We start from the raw sequence: 21377 nt of genomic DNA, 5'->3' as shown, positions 1-21377 counted from the left end.
TCATGGGATTCAAGACGGGAGACTTCCCGCCGGTGGACACGGAGACGTTTCTGGATCTACCGCTGCGCGAACGCGTCCGGACACTGGCACTGCACTGGGCCGAATACGGTTTCGGCACACCGAAAATGATCCACACCATCTATCTGCTGAAGGTGCTGGTGCTCTACATGATCGGCGGCGTGGTGGTCGCCACCGCCACCTCGGGCGCGGGACCGTTCTGGCACATCGACCAGTGGTGGAACCAGCCGATCGTCTACCAGAAACTGGTGCTGTGGACGGTGCTGCTCGAGGCGGTCGGCGTCGCCGGGTCGTGGGGTCCGCTGGCGGGCAAGTTCAAGCCCATGACCGGTGGCGCACGGTATTTCGCGCGACCGGGCACCATCCGGCTGCGGCCCTGGCGCCGGGTGCCGATGACCGACGGCGACACCCGCACACCCGTCGACGTGCTCCTCTACGTCGGCTTCCTGGCCGCGCTGGCGGTGGCGCTGCTCGCGCCCGGTCACACCACGGCGTCGCTGCTGGAAGCCTTGCCGCACAACACCTCCGGGCTGGTGCGGCCCGCCCTGCTGGTCGCGCCGATCGTGCTGTACGTGCTGTGCGGGCTGCGCGACAAGACGATCTTCCTGGCCGCGCGCGGCGAACAGTACCTACCGGCGCTGGTGTTCTTCGCGGTGTTGCCGTTCACCGACATGATCATCGCGGCCAAGCTGCTGATCGTGCTGGTGTGGCTCGGGGCGGGCATCTCCAAATTCGGCAAGCACTTCACCAATGTGGTGCCGCCGATGATCTCCAACAGCCCGACCATGCCGTTCCGATCGATCAAACGCGCGCACTACCGCGACTTCCCCCGCGATATCCGGCCCTCGGGCCTGGCCGCGTTCATGGCCCACGTCGGCGGCACCACCGTCGAGGTGATCACCCCCGTCGTGCTGCTGTTCTCGACCGACCGCTGGCTGACCCTGGCCGGGGTGACGATCATGGTGATCTTCCACCTGTTCATCACCTCCACGTTCCCGCTGGCGGTGCCGCTGGAATGGAACATCCTGTTCGCCTATCTGACGGTGTTCCTGTTCCTCGGTTTCCCCAACTCGGCCAGGTACGGGGTGTTCGACATGTCCTCGCCGTGGCTGACCGTGGCCATCGTGGCCGCCCTCGCCTTCTTCCCGGTGCTGGGGAATCTGCGTCCCGATCTGGTGTCGTTCCTGCCCTCGATGCGCCAGTACGCGGGGAACTGGGCCTCGGCGCTGTGGGCCTTCGCCCCCGGCGCGGAGGCGAAGCTGAACACGATCGCGCACCGGCCCTCGCTCAACCAGATCGATCAACTGCTGGCCATGGGCTACCCCCCGGAGATCGCCGAGATCACGATGCAGCAGACCATCGCCTGGCGATCCATGCACAGCCAGGGCCGCGGGCTGTTCTCGATGCTGTACAAGCACATTCCCGATCTCGACGCGTGGACCGTGCGGGAGGCGGAGTTCGCCTGCAACTCCTTGATCGGCTTCAACTTCGGTGACGGCCACCTGCACAATCTCGATCTCATCGCCGCCGTGCAGGCCCGGGTGGGATTCGCGCCGGGGGAGTGGATCGTGGTGTGGGTGGAGTCCCAGCCGATCCATCGAAACGTCCAGTGCTACCAGGTGATCGACGCGGCGCTCGGGGTGATCGAACGCGGCACGTGGGCGGTCGGCGACGCGGTCGACGCCCTGCCCTGGCTGCCCGACGGACCCATCCCGCACACGGTGACCTGGCGGCGCGACGACGTGCCCGCGACGAGCCGATGACGACGGCGACCGTGGTCGGCAGCGGCCCCAACGGACTCGCCGCCGCCCTCACCCTGGCCCGCGCCGGACTCGACGTGACGGTGCTCGAGGGCGCCGCCACGATCGGCGGCGGCACCCGCTCGCACGAGGCGATCGTCCCCGGACTGCTGCACGACCACTGCTCGGCCATCCACCCGATGGGCGTGGGGTCGCCGCTGTTCCGCCAGGTCGACCTGGAACGCTACGGATTGCGCTGGGCGCGGCCCGAATTCGACTGCGTCCACCCGCTCGACGACGGCGGCGCCGGGGTGCTGCGTCGCTCGGTCGCCGACACCGCCGTCGGACTCGGCGAGGACGAACGATTGTGGCGTCGGCTGTTCGAGGGGCCGGTGCTCGGCTACGACGCACTGAGCGCCGACATCATGCGGCCCCTGGCGCGGATTCCGCGGCATCCGATCCGCTTGGCGCGCTTCGGGATTCCCGCGGCCGCGCCCGCCACCGCGCTGGCGCGCGCCTTCCGCACCGAGCGGGGACGGGCCTTGTTCGGCGGTGTCGCCGCGCACGCGTTCCATCCGCTGGACCGGCCGTTCAGCGCGAGTATCGGGCTGGGCATCCTGACCGCCGGACACCGGTACGGCTGGGCGGTCGCGGTCGGCGGCTCGCAGCGGATCGCCGACGCCCTGGCGGCGGCGCTCGTCGATCACGGCGGCACGATCGAGACGGGGGTGCGGGTGCGCTCGGTGTCGGAGCTGCCGCCCGCGGACCTCACCCTGTGGGATGTGGCGCCGACCGCGCTCGCGGAGATCCTCGGCGATCGCCTGCCGCCCCGAATCGCCGCCGCCTACCGGCGTTTTCGCTACGGACCGGGCGCGTTCAAGGTCGACTTCGCGGTGGCGGACGGCGTCCCGTGGACGAATCCGGCGGCCCGCCGCGCGGGCACCGTGCACCTGGGCGGCTCGTTCGCCGAGATCGCCGCCGGGGAACGAGAGGTCCACGCGGGCCGACTGCCCCGACGGCCGTTCGTGCTGGTGGGTCAGCAGTATCTGGCCGATCCGGGGCGTTCGGTGGGCTCGGTGCACCCGGTGTGGGCCTATGCCCATGTGCCCCACGGCTATTCCGGCGATGTGACCGAGGCGGTGATCGCGCAGATCGAGCGGTTCGCGCCGGGCTTCCGGGAGCGGGTGATCGGTCTGTCGTGTCGCTCGCCCGCCGAATTCGCCGTCGACAACCCCAATTTCGTCGGCGGCAACATCATGACCGGCGCGAAAGACCTTACCCAACTGTTGTTCGGCCCTCGAAAAACCCTGTGGCCCTACGACATCGGCGTCCCCGGCCACTATCTGTGCTCGGCCGCCACCCCGCCCGGCCCGGGCGCGCACGGCATGTGCGGGGTCAATGCCGCGCAACGGGCGCTGCGCCGCCTGGGCGGACCGCTCGCGCGCCGCGACATCACCTCGACGACCAGGAGAATCCCGTGACCGAGACCAAGCCGCTCGCCGGTCGAACCATGATCATGTCCGGCGGCAGCCGGGGCATCGGCCTGGCCATCGCCCGGCGCGCCGCCGCCGACGGCGCGAACATCACGCTCATCGCGAAAACCGCCGTCCCGCACCCGAAGTTGCCCGGCACCATCCACACCGCCGCGGCCGAGCTGGAGCGCGCCGGGGGCCGGGTGCTGAGCTTCGTCGGCGATATCCGTTTCGACGACCAGGTCGAGGCGGCGGTACGACAGACGGTGGACCGCTTCGGCGGCATCGACATCGTGGTCAACAACGCGTCGGCGATCGACCTGTCCCCGACCGCCGAACTCACCATGAAGAAGTACGACCTGATGCAGGACATCAACTGCCGCGGCGCCTACCTGCTCGCCCGAACCTGCCTGCCCGCCCTGCGGAAATCCGCCGCCGCGCATCGCAATCCGCACATCCTCACCCTCTCACCCCCGATCAACCTGAACCCGCGCTGGGCCGGAGCGCATCTCGGCTACACGATCGCCAAATACGGCATGTCCCTGACCACCCTGGGCCTCGCCCACGAATTACGCCCCGACGGCATCGCCGTCAACTCCCTCTGGCCCCGCACCACCATCGCCAGCGCCGCCGTCGAGAACGTCCTCGGCGGCCACGAAACCCTCACCCGCTCCCGCACTCCCGAGATCTGCGCCGACGCCGCCTACGCCATCCTCACCTCCCCGGCCTCCGACACCACCGGCAACTTCTTCCTCGACGAGCAGGTCCTGACAACCGTCGGCACCACCGACTTCGACCCCTACCGAGTCGCGCCCGACGGTGACCTCCAACTCGACCTGTTCCTGGACGCCTGAGTAATACCCGGGTAACAAGCTACCGCGCTGGGTTTCGTTAAAGTGTTGGACCGCAACACTTTCCGGTAAGGTCCCCGCCCGTGCGCACACTACGAACGCCAGCCCGTCCCGTAGCAGCCAGCAGGGGAGACCACGCGATACCGAACGGGGGAGATCCGCGGTGAGCGGGGAGTGGAACGGACCGGCCATTCCGTTCGGGATTCCGGTGGCCGCGGATTCCCGTGTCCGGCTGGACGATCCGTCGTTCGCCGCCGATCCGCACCGGGTGTACGCGGAGATGCGGCGGCACGGTCCGCTGGTGCCGGTCGAGCTCGCCGCGGAGGTGCCCGCGACGCTCGTGATCGGGTATCAGGTGGCCGTGCAGATCCTCAACGACGAGACGCACTTTCCGGCCGATTCCCGCCGCTGGGAGAAGAACGTCGGGCCGGGCTGTCCGCTGGTCCCGATGCTGGGGTATCGCCAGAACGCGATGCGGACCGCGGGGGCCGAACACGAGCGGTATCGGCGGACCATCATGGCCGCGCTGGAGACCGTCGATCTGCACCGGGTGCACGTCACGGTCGCGCGGGCCGCCGAGTCGCTGATCAACGCCTTCTGCGAACGCGGCACGGCCGATCTGCGGATGGAATACGCCTATCCGCTGACCTTCCGGGTCCTCAGCGAGATGATGGGCTTCCCCGAGCAGGCCGCGGCCGAGGCGTACGAGGGCATGGCCGCGATGCTCGAGGGGGTGGGCGCCGAGGAGGGGCAGCAACGGTTCGTCGACGCCCTCGTCGGGGTGGTCCAGCAGAAGCAGGCCCAGCCCGGTGACGATCTGACCTCGGCGCTGCTGCGGCACCCCGACGGGCTCGATCTCATGGAGATGGTGAACCAGGCGGCGCTGCTGTTCTCGATGGGCACCGAGCCGACCTGCAACCTCATCCTCAACGCGCTGCTGAAGATGATGACCGACGAGCAGTACGGCGGCGAGGTCCTCAGCGGCGCCATGGCCACCCGGGACGCCATCGACGCCGTGCTGTTCGAGGATCCGCCGCTGGCGAACTGGTCGGTGAGTTACCCCCGGCAGCCGCAACTCGTCGGCGAGATGTGGCTGGCCGCCGATCAACCCGTGGTCATCAGCCTCGCCGCGTGCAACAACGACCCCGCGGTGGGCGGCGACCGCCGGGGCAACCGGTCGCATCTGGCGTGGGGCGCCGGGCCGCACGCCTGTCCGGCGCAGTCCCTCGGCCTGACCATCGCCTCCCAGGCGATCGATCTGCTGCTCGACGCCCTGCCGGACATCCATCCGGAAGGCCCCGCGCCGCAACTGGAATGGCGGCCCGGACAGTTCCACCGCGCCCTCGCGACGCTGCCGGTGCTGTTCCCGCCGTGCCCGCCGATGCGGCTGGCCTGAACGAGGCGGCCGCGTGCGCGGAACTCGTTGCGCGACAACGCCATGCGGCCGCACACTCGTTGGGCACCCCTTGCGACTCCTCGAAAGACAGGTCCCACGATGACAATGACCTCGGAGCACTCCGCGATCTCGACCACGCCGGAAGTTCGCGAGATCGACGCGGTCGTCGTCGGAGCCGGATTCGCCGGTCTCCACATGCTCCACAAACTGCGCGGCCTCGGACTCTCGGTGCGGGTGTACGAGGCGAGCGACGGAATCGGCGGTACGTGGTATCGCAACCGCTATCCGGGCGCGCGCGTCGACGTGAAGAGCATGTACTACAACTACTCCTTCGACCCGGACCTCGAACAGGAGTGGGAGTGGACCGAGAAACTGCCCCCGCAACCGGAATTGCTCCGCTACATCAACCACGTCGCGGACCGGTTCGATCTGCGTAAGGACGTGCGGCTCGAAACCCGCGTCACCGCCGCGATCTACGACGAGGCCGCCGCGCGATGGCGGATCACGACCGATCGGGGCGAGGTCGTCGCGGCACGGTACGCGATCATGGCGACCGGCTGCCTGTCGGCGCCGAAGTTGGTGGAGGTCCCGGGCATCGAGACGTTCCGGGGCCGGAGCTTCCACACCATCGAATGGCCCGCGGCGGAGGTCGACTTCACCGGCCGCCGGGTCGCGGTGATCGGCACCGGTTCCACCGGGGTGCAGGTCATTCCGCTCGTCGCCGAGGCGGCCGAGACGCTCACCGTCTTCCAGCGGACCGCGAATTACGTACTGCCCGCGGGCAATCACCCGATCGACCCCGACTACCAGCGCGGCATCAAGGCGCGCTATCGCGAGGTGCGCAAGGCGAATCGGGAATCGGCCTTCGGCATCTGGCAACCCGAGGCCACCCGGGGCGCGCTCGAGGTGAGCGAGGAGGAGCGAAACGCCTTCTACCGCAAGGTGTGGGAGGACGAGGAGAGCGAATTGGTCAGCATGCTGGTCGGTTTCACCGACCTGCTCGCCGACGAGGCCGCCAACGAGACCGCCGCGCAATTCATTCGCGAGCGCATCGCCGAGATCGTGACGGATCCGGCCGTCGCCCGGTTACTCCAGCCCGAGGGACTGTTCGGGGTCAAGCGCCCGGTCCTGGGCACCGGCTACTACGAGACGTTCAACCGCCCCAACGTCCGGCTCGTGGACGTGCGCGCCACCCCGATCACCGCGATCACCGAGACCGGACTCACCACGACGGCGGAGCGCTTCGAATTCGACGACATCATCTACGCCACCGGATTCGACGCGATGACCGGCGCGCTGACCGCGATCGACATCCGCGGCCGCGACGACGTGTCCCTGCGGGAGAAGTGGGCCGCCGGACCCGTGACCTACCTCGGCCTCGCCGTCGCGGGCTTCCCGAACCTGTTCACCATCACCGGCCCCGGCAGCCCCGCGGTCCTGTCGAACATGATGGTGTCGATCGAACAGCACGTCGACTGGATCGCCGACGCCATCGCCACGCTGCGCGCCGAGGGCGTCACCACCATCGAGGCCGAGCCGGACGCGGAACAGGAATGGACCCGGCACGTCGGCGAGGTCGGCGATATGACCCTCTACCCGAAGGTCGACTCCTGGTACGTCGGATCGAACGTCCCCGGCAAGCCCCGGGTGATGTACGCCTACATCGGCGGCGTGGGCGCCTACCGCGCGAAGTGCGACCAGGTCGCCGCCGACCACTACGCGGGCTTCACCCTGACCCGCTGACCCGGACCGGCGCGGCGAGCGTCCCCTCCGCGCCCGCCGCGCCGCCGCCTCATTCCTGATTCACCCGCCCGCACTGCACCCCGACCCCGATGGTGCCGTCGTCGTGCGGGAATGTGGCCCACTGGCAATGGGTTTCGGGATCGGACACGAACAGGGTCGCCGCGACCGCCGCACCGGCCACCCCGATCCCCGCCGCGATGGCCTCGACGACGGCCCACGGATTCGTCGACACGTGCAACTCGGCCCGCCACTCGCAGGTCCGCAGCTCGTCCCAGTGCCGGGAGATCCGCGGATCCCAGCCGTCCTGTTGCCAATCGTCGTCGCGGGAGCCGATATCGGTGGTGCCGTGGATGGTTCCGGTGTTGCTCCACGCGTAGACGTGGTTCTCGGGATCGACGTAGGTGAGCACCAGCGCGGCGGTGTAGTCGTGGCCTACCAATCCGGACTCGTGGGCGTGGCCCTTGAAGGTCCAGTACCCGTCGGAGAACAGCACCAGCTCGAAGAAGCCGTCCGTGGTCGACGGGCCGAGCATCCCCGAATTGATCAGTCGCGCTTGCGGTTCCAGCTGCCGGGCGAGCCTCCCCGCCGATGGCCCGGTGCCCAGTCTCCCGGCGAGCTCGCGCAGCGACAGCCGGGCGCCCACGGGCACGAACTTCCTCGCCGCGTCGCGGATCGCGATCATCGCCCTCACCTCACCGGGGGCTGACGAGGACGCGGACGAGTCCCCGCCCCGCCGGCAGCGGTGTGAGGGCCTTGCCGACGACAGCGCCGAAGGCACGGGACCGATCGGTGACGCGGCGGCAATGGCCGACGGTCGCCGAGGTGGTCAGCAGATCGCCGGGCCGGATGGGCGCGTCCTCGGCGTCGGCGAGGCACCACACCTTGCCCATCAACGCGATCTCGGCACTGCCGTCGTGCCGATCCAGCACGAGGGCCGGTTTCACCCCGCCCGCGCCGGACACGATCCCCGCGACCGCGCTGTCGTAGTCGCCCGCGCACGGCCGGACCCGCCCCTCCTCGTCGAGCACCACCACCGTGCCGGGTTCGACCGCCGGATCGGCCGTGCTCAACGCCTCCGCGTAGTCCGCGCCGGTGAGCACGACATCCCCGTCCACGACCAGATTCCGCGTCACGTGCACATGCCCGTCGAAGAATCCGGCATCCCCGTTCGCGCTGTTGACCCCCACGACACCGCCGTGGTTCGGGTTCTTCGACCACCCCCGCACGCCCTCACCCTCGGCGCTCTCGAACCAGCCCCCGTTGCCGCCGGGCGCGGGCGCGTCGTTCACGCCGACCACCGCCCCGTTCGCGCCACCGCTCTGCCCACGCACACCCCACCCGGTCGCGCTCGTCCCGAGCACACCCGCGCCGTCCCGCTGTGCGTACCGGCCACCGCCGCAACACCCGTGGCCGCGGAATCCCCGCTGATATTGCTCATGCCTGACCACTTCCCTCCGCCGAGACCCTGCCGAATTGCTTTCAGGTGGAAGTCTCCGGATTCGGGCGGGGGATGGCATGCGTAGTGCACTACTCGAAGTGGTCGGCCTCGCACATCAGGTCCGTGGGCGGAAGCTCCCCGGTGACGTAGTAACGGTTCACCGCATCGTTCACGCACGTGCTCAGATCGGGGCGAAATGTCATGTGTATGCGCACATTTCGCAAGGTGACCAGTCGGGAGTCCGGGAGGTCCTCGTGGAGGCGGACACCGTGGCGATAGGGGGTGCGCGGGTCGCCCGTGGCTTGCAGGATCAGCGCCGGGACACTGTTGCGGATCGAGGTGGGGGGTTCGGCCGGGCGGGGCCAGAACGCGCAGGGTTGGATCGCGGCGGCCATCGGACCGAAGACGGGCTGGGTGGGGCGGGCGGTTTCGATGGCGTCCCAGTACCAGGCCGGGTCGGTCGGGGCGGCGGTGTCGCCGCACGCGATGAACGCCAGTTCCGAATTCTCCTCCTCGCGCAGCGCGGACAGCACCGCCGTCAGGCGCGGGGTGCGGGTCGCGGTGGGCGGGCCGCCCGCGGCGTCGGCGATCTCGCGCACGGTGGCGGCCAGGGCCTCGTCGTTGCGAAAGTTGTTGAGCGAGTTGTGCAGAACGAACGGCAGCCAGTGGTCGTCGAGGCGGAAACCGTCGAGCACGATCGGCGTCCGGGCCGCGGTCGCCATCAGGTGCTCGACGGTCGCGCGCACCCGCGGTGCGGTGTCGCCGAGCCGGTACTCGGCGTCGTGCGCGGCGGCCCACCCGGCCCAGTCGTCGAGCGCCGCCTCGTCCGCCGGGCCCCAATCCTGAACCAGCCCCGTCCAATACCGGTCCGGGTCGACGGCGCTGTCGAACACCATGCGATCGCCGCGCTCCGGGAACAGCTGCGTGTACACCGCGCCGAGGTAGGTGCCGTAGGAGACGCCGAAGTAGCTGAGCGACGGCTCGCCCAGCGCCGCGCGGATCACATCAATATCGCGCGCGGCGTTGCGCGTCGTGAGCTGCCGCGCGGCATCGGGATCCCCGCTGACACAGCCCATGGCCATCGCGGCCGCCTGCCCGGTCTCGCGCAGGAACCCCGCCAGATCCGTTCCGGCGGAATGGACCATCTCGCCCACGGGCCACCCGCAGCGCCGCCCGCCCGCGGAACGGCCCACCCCGCGCGGATCCATGCCGATCAAGTCGTACCGCGCCCGTACCTCCGCGCTGAGCACGTCGCCGAGCAGGCCCACCGAATCCAGCCCGGCCGCACCGGGACCGCCGGGATTGGACATCAGCACGCCGCGGCGACGGCCCGGATCGGTCGCCGGAACCCGCGAGACGGCCACCGTGAGGGTGCGCCCGAACGGGCGCGCGTAATCCAGCGGCACCCGCACGCTCGCGCACCGCGTCCCCGTCGCGTCGAGTTCCGCACTGCCGCAGGCTCCCCACGACAACCGCTGGTGGTAGTACCAATCCGGCGCGTGGATCCGCGCCCCGATCCCCGCCCCCGGCACCGCCAGCAGGGTCACCGCGGCCAGCACGCCGACCACACCCCGAATCACCCTCGCCACCAACCCACTTCGCCTCTCGCCCGACACCGCTGTCACGGTAGCCGCCCGGGCGGAACCGGCCGCGGGCCGCGTCAGGTATCGAGCAGCTCCGGCACGAACACCTCCGCGCAGGTCAGGCGGCGCGCCGACAATCCCTGCTCGTGGTGGTAGCGCAGGAACGTCTCGACCGCCCGGCGGTTGGCCGCGAGGCCGTAGGGCCACCAGTCCTCGCCGAGCAGCGCGCGGTTCTCCGCGAACAACGCGCTGAACCACGGGGTGACCACCGACATGTGCTGTTTGCGGGCGTCGTCCCGATAGCGCTGCTGCACAAGGGTTTTCGCCTCGTCGAACGCGCGGTAGATCGAGCGCGCCAGACCCGGCCGTGCGGCCAGCTCCCGGCGGATGGCGACGACGTGCATCATCGGGTGAATCCCGGTGCGGCGGAAGTAGTCCCGCTCGACCGACTCGTAGTCGACGAACAACCGGCGGATCTTCCGCGTCGACCCGTCGAGCAGGGCGGCGGGCACGTCGACCGACAACAGCGCGTCGATCTCACCCGCCTCCAACATCGCGGCCAAGGTCTGCGCTCCCTCGGTGTGGCGGACCTCGACCCCCTCCGGCACCGGGCGCGGGATCCAGTCGAACTCCGGGATGGGATGGTCGGTCCCGCCGATCACCCAGCGCACCTCCTCCGGCGTGACCCCGTACTCCTCGGCCAGCACGCCCTTCATCCACACGCCCGGATCGCTGCCCCACAAGGCGAATTCGCCGACGGTCTTGCCCGCGAGGTCCTCGGGCCGCTCGATTCCGCTGTCCACGTTCACGAACAGCGCCGAATGCCGGAAGTTGCGGTTCGGGAAGATCGGCAGCGCCAGGAACGGCGACTCGGGCAGATCGAACGTGCGCAGGAAGTACGTCAGCCCGAACTCGGCGACATCCAGTTCCCCCTTCGCCATGCGCTCGAACACGTCCGAGATCAGCGGCGAGGTGTGCAGGGCGACATCGGCTCCCGCGATGGTGACCCGCCCGTCGAACAGCGGCTCGGTGTGCTCGTAGCGGTAGACGCCCAGGCTCAGCTCGGTATCGGACATGACGGTGGCCCTCTCTCCGCGGCGGCCGTATCCGTGAACGACCTTTCACTTTTCAGCATGCCGAGACGGGCTATCCTTGGTCAAGGCGAACGAGCATTCATTTTTCGAGAGGACGGTGCCGGTGCCCCGCATCACCCCCGAACATCGGGAGGCGAACCGCGCGCAGATCGTCGCGGCGGCCCGCCGCTGCTTCGCCCGCGACGGCTTCCACCGGACCTCCATGCCCGATATCGCCGCCGAGGCCGGCCTCTCGGTGGGCGCCCCCTACCGGTACTTCGCCGGGAAGGAGGAGATCATCGTCGAGATCGCGGGCGAGGCATTCCGCACGATGTTCGCCCCCGTCGAGCGCCTCGCCGACACCGCCGACGTCACCATGGCCGAATTGGTCTCGGCCGCCATCGAACCCGTGCGCGGCGACCGCGAACTGCTCCGCTGCGCCGTCCAGGCGTGGGGCGAACTCCTGCGCCACGACGGGCTGCGACAGCACGCCCTCGCGGGCTTCGACCACGTCCGCGACCGCGTCGCCGCCGCCCTCCGCGCCGGACAACGCGCGAAAACCGTTCCGGCCGAACTGGATCCGGACCGCGGCGCCCGCGTGGTGATGGCGCTGCTGCACGGCTTCGTCCTGCAACACGCCGCCTTCGGCCTCGACGACATCGAGGGCTTCGAGCAGGACATCCGGGTGCTGCTCGGCGTGCGGGACCGGCACTGATCAGCGGTCGTCCTCGTCCCGGTCCTCGGGGCCGTCCACGAGGGCGAGCATGGTGAGGGCGGCGTCGTAGATCACCCGGTCCAGCCCGTCCAGCACCGCGCTGAGCCGCGCGCTCGCCGCCGGCGGGACGGGGTTGCCGTCGCCGTCGTGGGTCAGCTCGACCTTCAGCCGGTGCAGATCGAGCCCGGCCTCGAACAGGTGTCGCACCAAACGATCGGCGTGATAGGCGAATTCGACCGGGACCGGCAGCACATCCTTGCCCACCCCGTGGAAAAGCCGCTCCGGCTGCGATGGTTCCACGACGCGACCTCGCCCTTTTCGATCGATCACCGTTCCCGGAAAACCCGGCCGCACCCGCGGCGTCACCTGTGAAACTCCCTGATTGTGACACGTTCGGCGGGCGCGGGTCATCGCCGATTCACCGCGCTTGACGCATCCGGCCGCCTCAGCGATCGGCGATCGTTCACCGCGCTCGAAGCGTCCCGCTGCCTCGGTGACCGGCGATCGTTCACCGGCGCTCGAGGCATCCCGCTGCCTCGGTGATCGGCCATCGTTCACCGCATTTGAAGCATCCCGCCGCGTCAATGATCGGCGATCGAACAGCCCGGCGGCACGAGGGTTCCGGCAAACATGGCGTCGATCCATTCGGCGGACGCGGGAATGGCCAGCGCGCCGACGGCGATGTGCTCGCCCGGCAGGGGCCGCAGCGCGACGTTCGCCCCGTGCCCGCACCAGTCGGTGTACAGGGCGCGGGCCTGGGCGTAGGGGACATACACCTCGTCGACGCCGTGATAGACGAATATCGGTGCGGCGGGCGCGGTTTCGCCGAGCCGGTTGTCCGCCAGGATCTTTCGCACCAGCGGCAGCGCCGTGGGGTCGGGGACGGTGGTGAGGTCCTCGACCCGGAGCGAGGCCAGGATGCCCAGCGCCGCCACGCCGAGCACGCACAGGTCCCGGAACGCGTGCGCCACCCGCCAGCCGTTGTCGTCGAGCAGGGTCAGCAGTTCGGGGTACTGGCGGGCCAGGCCGAGCGCGGCGGCGAGGAAGATGCCCGCCGCCCCGAACTTCCCGTCCATGCTGGGCCGCAGCGCGGCGTAGTCGGCGGGCACCCCGCCGAGCAGGGCGCCGGTCAGCGACAACTCCGGCGCGTAGGCCGGGGCGAGTTGCGCCGCCCAGCCGGTGGCGATGGCGCCGCCGGAGTAGCCGCTCAGGACGATCGGCGAATCCGGCCGCAGCGCGGCGATGCCCGAGTGCACGGCGGCGCGCACGGAGTCGAGCACGGCGTGCCCGCCCATGCGCCCGGCCGCGTACGCCTGGCGCGGACCCTGATGGTCGGGCACGATCACCGCGTAGCCGCGCGTCAGCAGCACCCCGATCGACAGCTGATCGGCGTTGACCCCGTTGCGCAACTGCTGCGACGGGCTGCACGTGTTGCCGAGCGAATCGACCGGAATGTTGTACGACACCAGCGGCCGGGGCCCGTCGTCGCGCCACGGGTGCTCCGGCACCATCAGCGTGGCGACCACCGGAACCGCCTCGTCCCGGGCGTCGGTGGAACGGATCAGCATCTCGATCGAGCGCACCGGCACGGGCGAGGGCAGCTCCACCGCGCGGGATGCGAGAACCGTTCCGGGCGAACGCGTCTCGAATCCCGGAGGCGGCACGTAGAACGGGTCGGGCAGCGGCGTCGGCAGCACCGACGCGAGTTCGTGCGGGGGATCGAGCGTCTCGTCGAGCGGGTTCGCGGCGGCCGGGGCCAGCGCCAGCGTCGCCACGACGGCCGCCGTTCCCATCCGCACGAGCGTCTTCACGTCGATCACTCCTCGAGATGCCCGGCCGCCCATCGTGCGACGGCTTCCGATTTCCGCGCGTCGAGCGCCTCGCACAGCCTGACACGTCCGTGCCCCGGCTCCGGTGCACGTCGATCGGCGCGTCCCGAAGCGATGAATTCCGGGCCGCCGCGGAGTCTGTATCGGTGAGGCCGTGTCGGTCTCGGGGAAATGCGAGGAGGGCCCCGATCATGGAATCCGAACCCACCACATCGCGGCGGCTGGCCGACCATCCGACCGTGCGGCGGATGGCCGAGCGGGAGCGGTCGCGCCCGGCGCCGGTGACCGCCGCCCGGCTGCGGGAGATCTGCCTGGACGCCGGCGCCGACGATGTCGGATTCGTGCCCGTGGACGATCCGCGGGTCGCCGCCGAACTCGAGCACGCGCGCGGAATCCTGCCCGCCGCACGGACTTTCGTCTCGTTCTGCGTGCGGATGAATCGCGACAATCTGCGCAGCCCGATGCGCAGCCTCGCCAACACCGAGTTCAATCACGCCGACGACGAGACCAACGAGGTGTCCCGCCGCATCACCCGGGCATTGCAGGACGCCGGCTACCGCGCGGTGTACCCCGCGCCGGGCTACCCGATGGAGGTCGACCGCTTCCCCGACCGCATCTGGGTGATCGCGCACAAGGTGGTGGCCGAGGCCGCCGGGCTGGGCGTGATGGGCATCCACCGCAATGTGATCCACCCGAAATTCGGCAACTTCATCCTGCTCGGCACCGTGGTCACCGACGCGGAGGTCGACGAGCCCAGTGCCGCACTGGATTTCAATCCGTGCCTGGAGTGCAAGCTGTGCGTGTCGGCGTGCCCGGTCGGCGCGATCGCCGACGACGGCGGATTCGACTTCCAGGCGTGCTACACCCACAACTACCGGGAGTTCATGGGCGGCTTCACCGACTGGGCCGAAACCGTCGCCGACAGCGCCGATCGCGCCGACTACCGCGAGCGGGTGAGCACGGGCGAATCGTTCTCGATGTGGCAGAGCCTGTCGTTCAAACCGAACTACAAGGCCGGGTATTGCATGGCGGTGTGCCCGGCGGGCGAGGACGTGATCGGCGCCTACCTCGACAACCGCCGCGAGCATCTCGACGAGGTGGTGCGCCCGTTGCAGAACAAGTCCGAACCGGTCTACGTCCTGTCCGGCTCGGCCGCCGAGGAGCACGTCACCCGCCGCTTCCCGCACAAGACCGCCCAACCGGTCACCAACGGATTCCCCGACGAGGTCAACGACCTGCTCGACCAGATCGGGCCGCGCCCGCGCCCGCGGTGAGCCGTCTCACCGGATCGTCTCGCCCGCCGGTGCGGAATCGGTTGCGGTGCTTACGGTTTCCAGCCACGCCGAGGGTGTCGCCCCGAAGTAGGAGCACACCTCGGCGCACGCGTCGATGATCCGGTCGACCTCGGCATCGGTGAGCGCGGCGTGCAGCGAGAAGCGGACGAGGGTGCGGTTCGCGGAGGTGGCGGGCGGGCAGAACATCGACCCGAACACGCCCCGCTGCTCGAGGAAGTCCCGGATCGCCAGCGCCCGCCGGTCCGGGCCGGTCTGGAGCGCGACGATCTGACTGGCGGAATCCTCGAGATCGAAACCGAGACCGGCCATGGCCGCCCGCACCCGCGCCGACACCTCGCGCAACCGGCGCCGCCGCCCCTCCTCCACGCGCACGACCGCCGACGCCGTTGCCAGACCGGCGATGTCGTGCGGCAGCAGCGCCGAGGAGAACACCGCGGGCTCGGACTCCATCTTGAAGTAGTCGACGAACTCCGGATCGCGCACGGCGACGAATCCGGCGCGCCCGGCGAACGCCTTGGACAGGCTCGCGACCCGGAACGGCACCCGCTCGACGAGCCCGAGCGCCGCCACCGTGCCCGCGCCGTCCGGCCCGTCGACGCCGACCGCGTGCGACTCGTCGACCAGCAGCAGGCTGCCGGTCTCCTCGGCCAGCGCGCACATCTCGCGCAGCGGGCAGCGACTGCCGTTGGTGCTGTAGATCGAATCGACCGCGATGACGCCCGGTCCGTGCGCGGCGATCCGCTCCCGCAGATGCGCGACGGCGTTGTGCCGGAACGGATGGATCGGCGCCCCGGCCACTTTCGCGCCGTGCCACAACGACATGTGCGCGAGGTGATCGATGTAGACGGGCGTCCGCGCGTCCGTGATCGCCTGCAACACACCGACATTGGCGCTCCACCCCGACTGGCACAGCACCCCGGCCGCCGCCCCCATCTGCCCGGCGAGCGCCCGCTCGAGCGCGAGCTGCGGATGATCCCCGTGCTGGAACACCCCCGAGGCCAGCCATCCCGCCCCCGACCCGGACAGCGCCGCGCACATGGCCTCCACGATGCGCGGATCCCGGGCCAGCGCCAGATAGTCGTTGCTGTTGACCAGGACGTCACCCGGCCCCGGGGTACGGCCGTGCAGCAGGTGGCGGCCACCCCAGGCACCGGCGATCCGCTCGGTGTGGAACTCGCGCACACGCCGGCGAACGCGATCGGCGACTCCGGGCACCGCCAGCGACATCTGATCCCCTCTCCGATCTTCAGCTAACAGATGGCATACGCGGCTGCGAGTAGATCATCAGCGGTAGTCGAAGCCGGTGAGAACCCGCTGAAGAGGTGCGGAGTATTCGAGATTGTGATCTTCGGCAATGCCATGGCAATCGTCTCGGGAGCCATCCCGCACCGACCCCACGGAACACCCGACCTCGCGGCCCGTCCCGGGTGCACCCGAGGTCACGGTTCGACGGCCCGGCGGCTGATGTGGCATGGTGGAGGGGGCACGGGTTGTTGTAAGTGATCGCCCGGCTCACTACAGGAAGTTACAGAAAGTACATGTCACAAGGCAGTGTGAAGTGGTTTAACGGCGAAAAGGGCTTCGGATTCATCGCCCAGGACGCGGGTGGTCCCGACGTCTTCGTCCATTACTCCGAGATTTCCGGCACCGGCTACAAGTCCCTCGACGAGGGCCAGCGGGTCGAGTTCGAGATCGGTCAGGGCCAGAAGGGCCCGCAGGCCCAGAACGTCCGCGCCATCTAGGTAGCCGACACCCCCGGAAACCCGCACGAAGAGTGCGGGTTTTCCGCTGTCCGGGCACCGAACTACAGTGACGCCCATGCGACGTCCCGAGGTGCTGCTCGAGAACAGCGACGCTGTCTACGACTTCTACCGTGATCACCAGCAGAATCGCGCGCAGGCGTGGGCGGCGTACTGGCTGCTCGGCCGCCGCTACCGTCCCCGGGTGTCCTTCGCCCCCGGCGCGCGAAAGCGCCTGCGCGAACTCATCGCCCAGGGCCGTCCCCTGCTCATCGCCATCAACCACCTCTCCCAGCTCGACCCCTACACCGTCGCCGCCACCGCCTGGCGCAGCAGCCTGCGCCCGGTCATCGGCCGCACCCGCGTCCTCGCCAAGGACGAACTGTTCACCGACCCCGACCTGCGCTCCCGCATCGAGATGATGGGCGGCATCCCCGTCTTCCGCGGCAAGGACCACGGCGTGCGCGCCGTCAACGCCGCGGGCCAACGCATGATCGACATCTGCGCCGAGCGCATGTCCCGCGGCGACGGCGTCGCGGTCTTCCCCGAAGGCACCTGCAACACCGTCGACCCCACCCGGCTCCAACCCCTCGGAACCGGCATCGGCCACATCGCCTTCCGCGCCAAGAAACTCGGCGCCGCCCCCGCCCTGGTCAGCCTCGGCCTGAGCTACGGCCCCCGCCCCGACCCCACCGCCGAACCCACCAAGGCCGAAGTCCGTTCCGCCAGTTTCTATTTCGGCGTCCCGGTCCCCGACCTCCCGACCAAGCCCGCCGAGATCACCCGGGTCGTACGCGAGGAACTCCAGGCGGCGGTCGACGGGGCCGTGGCGGCGTACTGAGTCATCGGAACACCACTCGAGCCGACAGCGGTGTCCGCGCCGCGAGGTCGGGGGCGTGGTGGATCACGCCGTCGCGCATGACGAACGTCACCCGTCCCATCGCCTCGATGTCGTGGAACGGATCGCCGTCCACGGCAATGAGATCCGCGGTGGCGCCGGGGGTGATGCGGCCCAGGTCGGGGCGGGCGAGCAGGTCGGCGGCGACCGTTGTGGCGGCTCGGAGCGCGCGCAGGGGGGAGATGCCGAGGTCGTTCATGATGAGGAATTCGCGCCAGGTGTCGGCGTAGGGGAACATGCCCGCGTCGGTGCCGAACACGAGGCGCACCTCGCTGTCGGCGAGGCGGTGGGCGGCGGCGTGCGCGCGGGGGGCGTGGGCGCGCAGGTGATCGCGCAGACCGGGCGGGCGATCGACCCAGAATTCGTCGTCGTCGAGTCGGCCGAAGAAGTAGTGCTCGGCGTACAGCGTCGGGACGAGATACGCGCCGCGCTCGACGATCTCGGCGAGCACCTCGGCGGACACCAGCCCGGCGTGTTCGATGCTGCGCACCCCGGCCCGCAGCGCGCGCCGCACCGATTCGTCGTTGAAAGCGTGTGCCGCGCAGGGCAATCCGAGGTCGGTGGCGGTGCGGACGAGGGTGGTCATCTCCTCGAGGGTGTACCAGGTCTGGTCGGCGCGGTCGGTGGTCGAGCTGAAACCGCCGCTCGCGGCGAATTTGATCCAGTCCGCGCCCAGCCGGGCCTGTTCGCGGACCTGGCGGCGCAGCTCGTCCGCGTCGGCGGCGAGGACCCCGACATCCACCCCGTAGCGCTGGGCCAGGGCGGGCTTCTTGTCGCCGTGGCCGCCGGGCGGCGACAAGATGTTGGGGGCCACCAGCATTCGCGGTCCGGCCAGCGCGCCGGAGGCGACGGCGTCGCGCAGGGCGACGTTCACCGCGTCGCGGGAGCAGCCCAGATCGCGCACGGTGGTGAAGCCGTGGGCCAACAGGGTGCGCAGGTGGGGCGCGGCGCTGAGGGCTTGGTAGGCAACGGGTTCCAGGTCCAGATTCTCGTCGACGAGGTGGACGTGGCAGTCGATGAGCCCGGGCAGCAGCATCCGGTCGCCCAGGTGGATCGTCCGGGCGCGGTCGGCACGGGCCCGCGGCGGGCCGACGGCGGTGATGGTGCCGTCGGTCACCGTCACCGCGGTGGGACCGCTCGGCGCGGAAGCCTTCGGGTCCCAGCACCTGTCGGCGATCACCGTGACGGTGTGCGACATCCTCGTCCCCCTCGCGTCGTCAGGTGCGCAGATCCGCGCACAGTCGGTCGATGTGCTCGCCGGTCACATGCGGCATGGTGATGAGATGGACCCGATCGTCGAGGGGGATCAGGTTCCAGCGGCGGCAGACGTCCTTCTCCGGGGCGTCGAACAGAACGGTGTTGCCGCCCGCGGGACGTTCGGGACGCATACCCTCCTCGCGCAGCCGCCGTTCGGCGTAGTCGGCGACCGCCAGGCACCGCCGCACCCGGCGACGCAGCCCGGACACGCCGAGCCGCCGCAACTCATACCACAGCAACACCGTCGACAGCGCGTTGCGCGAGCCGGTCACGGTGTCGTCGTCGGTGCCCACCTCCGCGCCGCCCGAACGCAGCCGGGCCGCGTCCTCGTCGCGGGCGAGCACGATCCCGCAGGGGATCGGGCCGCCGATCATCTTGTGCCCGCTGATCGCCACGCTGTCGGCGCCGGATTCGAAGGCCCACGGGCGCGGCGTCGGCGCGAGGGCGGCGAGCAGGCCGCCGAACGCCGCGTCGGAGTGCACGTGCACGCGGTCGGCCCCGGCCTCGGCGAGGGCGTGCCGGAGGGCGACGAGATCGTCGTAGGCGCCGCCGGTCGTGGTGCCGACGGTGGCCACGACCAGGGCCGCGCGCTCCGGACCCCGGCGGCGGTAGGTCTCGGCCAGCCGGTCGGGATCCATCACCCCGTCGGCGCGCACGGGAACGGGACAGGCGTCCATCCGCAGGATGCGCCCGATCTTGCGAATCGAGGAGTGGGCCGACTCGGAGTGGTACAGCACGGCGTCCGGAAAATGTTCGCGCGCAACGAGACAGCCGAACAGATTGCTCTCCGTGCCTCCGCTCGTAAGGTATCCGAACGCCTCCGGGAGTCCGGCCAGCCGCGCGAAGAATGTCACCACCGCGCGCTCGAAGGGTTTCGTATGCAGGTGATACAGCCCTTCGTCATAGGGGCTGCCCGCATTGTTCGCGTGAATTCCGAGAAATAGCGCGAAGTCGCGGTAATCGAAATCCAAATTCACCGGGAAACCGAGCATGTGATCGCGCTCGAGCAGCATTCGCGCCGCTATATCCTGTAACAACGCCACATCGCGGGGTGATCCGCTCGCGGTGGTCGCGGGATCGTCCCCGATGACCAATTCTTCCTCGTCCGGCAACTCCATGCCAACCTCGTCAAGCTCGTATTCGCTCGAACAGTCGCACGCGCGTACAGCAATCGAGAAGTCGTCCTCGTACGGGAGGATGAGATATCCATCATCGCACGGATCGGCGTCCGGGAGAAGAGGGTTCGGATATTCTGTAACCGCCGTCGCGCCCGTCGCGCGGCGCGGCGCGATGTTCTTTCGATCGAAAGAGGATCCGATGTCACGATGGTCCGGAGCGGTGTCGCGCGCACGTCGGTGGAATAGGGGTTCGCGAATTCACAAGGGCCGTTTCGCCGCCGCATTCCTCTCGGGTCTGCTCGCCCTGGTGATGATGATCGCGGGCATGTTGCTCGGAATCGTTCCGGTCTCGGCGGAACTCGTCGGAGACGTCACCGTGGAGGTTTCGATCCGGCAATTGACGACCTCCACGGGCGGCGTCTTCCCGCAACTCACCCAGACCCGGGCGGGCGACCGGCAGATCGTGCTCGCGGTGGACCTGCACGACACCCGCGCCGAGGAGGTCTGCGTGTCCGGGGCGGTCGACAGCGTGTTCGGTACGCAGGTGCTGCGCATCACGAGCAGGCCGGGCCATGTGCTCGCGATCGCCGAGGTCTCGCTGGCGATGGACTCCTTCGCCGATGTGCGGATGCTGAGCGGAAGCTTCGCGATAGACGGGCTGTCGACCACCCCCGACGGAATCGTGGTGCTCGACCAACGGCCGGGCCGGTTGCCGATCGAGGTCCACGATCTGAAGGTGCGTATCCACGCCACCATTCGATGGGTGTCGCTGCGGGGCGTGGACCAGTCGGGGGTCGATATGGACATGGGTCACGATGTGACGGAATGCTTCTGATGCGGCGCGGCGACTTCGCGCGCTGGCGGCGGGAGCGGCCGTTCCTCGGCGGGGTGCTGACCTCGTGCGGCGGTCTGGTCGTGCTCGCCCTGCCCACCACCCTCGTCGCGGCCGAACCCCGGCTGCCCGGCACCGGCGGGGTCGCCAATCTCCTACTGGGCGGGCTGCTTTCGCTGCTCGGCCCCGCGATCTGGTTCCGGCCCGACCGGCACGGCCTGCTCGGGATCGCGACCGTGCTGCTGGCGTTGGCCGCGTTCGCCTACTCCAATCTCGGCGGCCTGCTGATCGGCACGCTCGCGGCCCTGCTCGGCGGCAGCCTCACCTTCGCCTGGCTGCCGCCGCGGAATCCCGAGGCGCAACCAGATGAAAAGACTTGAT

20 protein-coding genes are annotated in these 21377 nt (G+C 69.8%); 11 read left to right on the top strand and 9 right to left on the bottom strand.

Annotated features, from left to right (window positions below; genetic code table 11):
* Positions 1–2: 2 nt before the first annotated feature.
* The 5 genes from ACFYTQ_RS24050 to ACFYTQ_RS24030 all read left to right on the top strand — a co-directional run bounded on the left by ACFYTQ_RS24050 (position 3) and on the right by ACFYTQ_RS24030 (position 7219).
* Positions 3–1781 (top strand): DUF3556 domain-containing protein, encoded by a 1779-nt coding sequence (locus tag ACFYTQ_RS24050; RefSeq protein WP_387365015.1) that lies wholly within the window; start codon positions 3–5, stop codon positions 1779–1781.
* A complete protein-coding gene (locus tag ACFYTQ_RS24045) occupies positions 1778–3238 on the top strand; it encodes a phytoene desaturase family protein (RefSeq protein WP_387365012.1) in 1461 nt (486 codons plus the stop codon). Before ACFYTQ_RS24050 ends, ACFYTQ_RS24045 begins: the two co-directional genes overlap by 4 nt.
* Positions 3235–4083: an SDR family oxidoreductase gene (locus tag ACFYTQ_RS24040; RefSeq protein WP_387365009.1), complete on the top strand. Its 849-nt coding sequence runs from the start codon at positions 3235–3237 to the stop codon at positions 4081–4083. The genes ACFYTQ_RS24045 and ACFYTQ_RS24040 overlap by 4 nt, the downstream gene beginning before the upstream one ends.
* Before the next feature lie 160 nt (positions 4084–4243).
* Positions 4244–5476, top strand: coding sequence for a cytochrome P450 (locus ACFYTQ_RS24035; protein ID WP_387365006.1), 1233 nt, complete (start codon positions 4244–4246; stop codon positions 5474–5476).
* Positions 5477–5581: 105 nt separating this feature from the next.
* The gene (locus tag ACFYTQ_RS24030) at positions 5582–7219 is read left to right on the top strand and encodes a flavin-containing monooxygenase (protein ID WP_387365422.1); all 1638 of its coding nucleotides are present in this window, start codon (positions 5582–5584) and stop codon (positions 7217–7219) included.
* Positions 7220–7268: 49 nt separating this feature from the next.
* On the opposite strand, the gene ACFYTQ_RS24025 is transcribed toward ACFYTQ_RS24030, so the two are convergent.
* The 4 genes from ACFYTQ_RS24025 to ACFYTQ_RS24010 all read right to left on the bottom strand — a co-directional run bounded on the left by ACFYTQ_RS24025 (position 7269) and on the right by ACFYTQ_RS24010 (position 11316).
* Positions 7269–7901, bottom strand: a complete 633-nt coding sequence (locus ACFYTQ_RS24025; protein ID WP_387365003.1) for a hypothetical protein — start codon at positions 7899–7901, stop codon at positions 7269–7271.
* A gap of 10 nt (positions 7902–7911) precedes the next feature.
* Positions 7912–8580, bottom strand: a complete 669-nt coding sequence (locus tag ACFYTQ_RS24020; protein ID WP_387365000.1) for a hypothetical protein — start codon at positions 8578–8580, stop codon at positions 7912–7914.
* Between the two features lie 166 nt (positions 8581–8746).
* Entirely contained in the window at positions 8747–10246 is a 1500-nt protein-coding gene (locus ACFYTQ_RS24015) for an alpha/beta hydrolase (RefSeq protein ID WP_387364997.1), read from the bottom strand.
* Between the two features lie 71 nt (positions 10247–10317).
* Positions 10318–11316 (bottom strand): ABC transporter substrate-binding protein, encoded by a 999-nt coding sequence (locus ACFYTQ_RS24010; RefSeq protein WP_387364994.1) that lies wholly within the window; start codon positions 11314–11316, stop codon positions 10318–10320.
* Between the two features lie 121 nt (positions 11317–11437).
* Between ACFYTQ_RS24010 and ACFYTQ_RS24005 the strand changes: the two genes are divergently transcribed.
* Positions 11438–12028: a TetR/AcrR family transcriptional regulator gene (locus tag ACFYTQ_RS24005; RefSeq protein ID WP_387364991.1), complete on the top strand. Its 591-nt coding sequence runs from the start codon at positions 11438–11440 to the stop codon at positions 12026–12028.
* Here ACFYTQ_RS24005 and ACFYTQ_RS24000 read toward each other — a convergent pair whose 3' ends face one another.
* Both ACFYTQ_RS24000 and ACFYTQ_RS23995 read right to left on the bottom strand, forming a co-directional pair.
* The gene (locus ACFYTQ_RS24000) at positions 12029–12328 is read right to left on the bottom strand and encodes a hypothetical protein (RefSeq protein ID WP_387364988.1); all 300 of its coding nucleotides are present in this window, start codon (positions 12326–12328) and stop codon (positions 12029–12031) included.
* A gap of 281 nt (positions 12329–12609) precedes the next feature.
* On the bottom strand, positions 12610–13839 hold the full coding sequence (locus ACFYTQ_RS23995) for a lipase family protein (protein WP_387364985.1): 1230 nt from the start codon (positions 13837–13839) through the stop codon (positions 12610–12612).
* 209 nt (positions 13840–14048) lie between these two features.
* On the opposite strand from ACFYTQ_RS23995, the gene ACFYTQ_RS23990 reads away from it, so the two are divergent.
* Positions 14049–15131, top strand: coding sequence for a 4Fe-4S binding protein (locus tag ACFYTQ_RS23990; protein ID WP_387364982.1), 1083 nt, complete (start codon positions 14049–14051; stop codon positions 15129–15131).
* Between the two features lie 6 nt (positions 15132–15137).
* On the opposite strand, the gene cqsA is transcribed toward ACFYTQ_RS23990, so the two are convergent.
* Entirely contained in the window at positions 15138–16379 is a 1242-nt protein-coding gene (gene cqsA / locus ACFYTQ_RS23985) for an alpha-hydroxyketone-type quorum-sensing autoinducer synthase (protein WP_387364979.1), read from the bottom strand.
* 311 nt (positions 16380–16690) lie between these two features.
* Between cqsA and ACFYTQ_RS23980 the strand changes: the two genes are divergently transcribed.
* Positions 16691–16894, top strand: coding sequence for a cold-shock protein (locus ACFYTQ_RS23980; RefSeq protein ID WP_387364976.1), 204 nt, complete (start codon positions 16691–16693; stop codon positions 16892–16894).
* A 76-nt stretch (positions 16895–16970) separates the two neighbouring features.
* Positions 16971–17732 carry a lysophospholipid acyltransferase family protein gene (locus ACFYTQ_RS23975; protein ID WP_387364973.1) on the top strand — a complete coding sequence of 254 codons (762 nt, stop codon included), beginning with the start codon at positions 16971–16973 and terminating at the stop codon, positions 17730–17732.
* Between the two features lies 1 nt (position 17733).
* Here the strand turns inward: ACFYTQ_RS23975 and ACFYTQ_RS23970 are convergent, their stop codons facing one another.
* Positions 17734–18987: an amidohydrolase family protein gene (locus ACFYTQ_RS23970; RefSeq protein WP_387364970.1), complete on the bottom strand. Its 1254-nt coding sequence runs from the start codon at positions 18985–18987 to the stop codon at positions 17734–17736.
* A 19-nt stretch (positions 18988–19006) separates the two neighbouring features.
* Positions 19007–20164 carry a histidine decarboxylase gene (locus ACFYTQ_RS23965; protein WP_387364967.1) on the bottom strand — a complete coding sequence of 386 codons (1158 nt, stop codon included), beginning with the start codon at positions 20162–20164 and terminating at the stop codon, positions 19007–19009.
* A gap of 199 nt (positions 20165–20363) precedes the next feature.
* On the opposite strand from ACFYTQ_RS23965, the gene ACFYTQ_RS23960 reads away from it, so the two are divergent.
* Together ACFYTQ_RS23960 and ACFYTQ_RS23955 are read left to right on the top strand one after the other, a co-directional pair.
* Positions 20364–20999, top strand: a complete 636-nt coding sequence (locus ACFYTQ_RS23960; RefSeq protein WP_387364965.1) for a hypothetical protein — start codon at positions 20364–20366, stop codon at positions 20997–20999.
* Positions 20990–21376 carry a DUF6114 domain-containing protein gene (locus tag ACFYTQ_RS23955; RefSeq protein ID WP_387364962.1) on the top strand — a complete coding sequence of 129 codons (387 nt, stop codon included), beginning with the start codon at positions 20990–20992 and terminating at the stop codon, positions 21374–21376. Before ACFYTQ_RS23960 ends, ACFYTQ_RS23955 begins: the two co-directional genes overlap by 10 nt.
* The last annotated feature ends 1 nt before the right edge of the window (position 21377 follow it).

This window comes from Nocardia sp. NPDC004068, assembly GCF_042874315.1.
Lineage (GTDB): Bacteria > Actinomycetota > Actinomycetes > Mycobacteriales > Mycobacteriaceae > Nocardia.
This window is presented reverse-complemented; position numbering and strand designations above follow the sequence as displayed.

What these genes read in the sequence shown, in the direction of transcription:
- ACFYTQ_RS23965 (WP_387364967.1), bottom strand. Translation starts at nt 20,164, where the DNA reads ATGGAGTTGCCGGACGAGGAAGAATTGGTCATCGGGGACGATCCCGCG.
- ACFYTQ_RS24045 (WP_387365012.1), top strand. Translation starts at nt 1,778, where the DNA reads ATGACGACGGCGACCGTGGTCGGCAGCGGCCCCAACGGACTCGCCGCC.
- ACFYTQ_RS24050 (WP_387365015.1), top strand. Translation starts at nt 3, where the DNA reads ATGGGATTCAAGACGGGAGACTTCCCGCCGGTGGACACGGAGACGTTT.
- ACFYTQ_RS23970 (WP_387364970.1), bottom strand. Translation starts at nt 18,987, where the DNA reads ATGTCGCACACCGTCACGGTGATCGCCGACAGGTGCTGGGACCCGAAG.
- ACFYTQ_RS24010 (WP_387364994.1), bottom strand. Translation starts at nt 11,316, where the DNA reads ATGTCCGATACCGAGCTGAGCCTGGGCGTCTACCGCTACGAGCACACC.
- ACFYTQ_RS24030 (WP_387365422.1), top strand. Translation starts at nt 5,582, where the DNA reads ATGACCTCGGAGCACTCCGCGATCTCGACCACGCCGGAAGTTCGCGAG.
- ACFYTQ_RS23990 (WP_387364982.1), top strand. Translation starts at nt 14,049, where the DNA reads ATGGAATCCGAACCCACCACATCGCGGCGGCTGGCCGACCATCCGACC.
- cqsA (WP_387364979.1), bottom strand. Translation starts at nt 16,379, where the DNA reads ATGTCGCTGGCGGTGCCCGGAGTCGCCGATCGCGTTCGCCGGCGTGTG.
- ACFYTQ_RS23960 (WP_387364965.1), top strand. Translation starts at nt 20,364, where the DNA reads ATGTCACGATGGTCCGGAGCGGTGTCGCGCGCACGTCGGTGGAATAGG.
- ACFYTQ_RS23980 (WP_387364976.1), top strand. Translation starts at nt 16,691, where the DNA reads ATGTCACAAGGCAGTGTGAAGTGGTTTAACGGCGAAAAGGGCTTCGGA.
- ACFYTQ_RS23955 (WP_387364962.1), top strand. Translation starts at nt 20,990, where the DNA reads ATGCTTCTGATGCGGCGCGGCGACTTCGCGCGCTGGCGGCGGGAGCGG.
- ACFYTQ_RS24025 (WP_387365003.1), bottom strand. Translation starts at nt 7,901, where the DNA reads ATGATCGCGATCCGCGACGCGGCGAGGAAGTTCGTGCCCGTGGGCGCC.
- ACFYTQ_RS23975 (WP_387364973.1), top strand. Translation starts at nt 16,971, where the DNA reads ATGCGACGTCCCGAGGTGCTGCTCGAGAACAGCGACGCTGTCTACGAC.